Raw genomic sequence first — 530 nt, 5'->3', positions numbered from 1 at the left:
CGAACTGCATATTGCCCCGTCAACGTATTACCACTGTCAGCAACAGCGACATCATCCGGATAAACGCAGTGCCCGTGCGCAGCGCGATGACTGGCTGAAGAAAGAGATACTGCGCGTATACGATGGGAATCATCAGGTATACGGTGTGCGTAAAGTCTGGCGTCAGTTGTTACGGGAAGGTATCAGAGTGGCCAGATGCACTGTGGCACGTCTCATGGCGGTTATGGGACTTGCCGGTGTTCTCCGGGGTAAAAAGGTCCGTACGACCATCAGCCGGAAAGCCGTTGCCGCAGGCGACCGCGTAAACCGTCAGTTCGTGGCAGAACGACCTGACCAGCTGTGGGTAGCTGATTTTACTTACGTCAGCACATGGCAGGGCTTCGTCTATGTGGCGTTCATCATTGATGTGTTTGCCGGATACATTGTGGGGCGGCGGGTCTCATCGTCCATGGAGACGACATTCGTGCTGGATGCACTGGAGCAGGCGTTATGGGCCCGTCGACCGTCCGGCACGGTCCATCACAGTGATA

Annotated in this window: 1 protein-coding gene; it reads left to right on the top strand. The window is 55.8% G+C overall.

Translation table 11 applies throughout. The features are described from left to right. On the top strand, nucleotides 1-530 hold a 530-nt coding region (locus tag ACP4J3_RS50890), incomplete at both ends, for an IS3 family transposase (protein WP_426545127.1).

The organism is Streptomyces sp. UG1, assembly GCF_049974585.1.
Lineage (GTDB): Bacteria > Actinomycetota > Actinomycetes > Streptomycetales > Streptomycetaceae > Streptomyces.
Note: the sequence above shows the minus strand (reverse complement) of the source record. Positions and strands in the feature narration are given on the sequence as shown.